1 protein-coding gene is annotated in these 277 nt (G+C 66.8%); it reads left to right on the top strand.

Annotation, left to right across the window (positions count from 1 at the left end):
* A partial coding sequence (locus tag Q664_RS59700) for a hypothetical protein (protein WP_043411732.1) occupies nt 1–267 on the top strand: 267 nt, incomplete at its 5' end.
* Between the last annotated feature and the right edge of the window lie 10 nt (nt 268–277).

Below are 277 nucleotides of genomic sequence, written 5' to 3'. Positions count from 1 at the left end.
TTCAGGCTGAGCCTCCATGACGGGCTGCTCTTCAGCGGGAGTGGCCCACTCGGCCTGGGCCTCCATGACGGGCTGCTCTTCAGCGGGAGTAGCCCATTCAGTCTGCGCCTCGAGAACCGGCTGCTCTTCAGCGGGAGTAGCCCATTCAGTCTGCGCCTCGAGAACCGGCTGCTCTTCAGCGGGAGTGGCCCACTCGGCCTGGGCCTCGAGGACTGGCTGCTGCTCGGTGGCGGCTGTTCCTCGGCGGGAGTTCCCCACTCGGGCTGAGCCTCCATGA

It is taken from the genome of Archangium violaceum Cb vi76 (assembly GCF_000733295.1).
Classification (GTDB): Bacteria; Myxococcota; Myxococcia; order Myxococcales; family Myxococcaceae; genus Archangium; species Archangium violaceum.
Note: the sequence above shows the minus strand (reverse complement) of the source record. Positions and strands in the feature narration are given on the sequence as shown.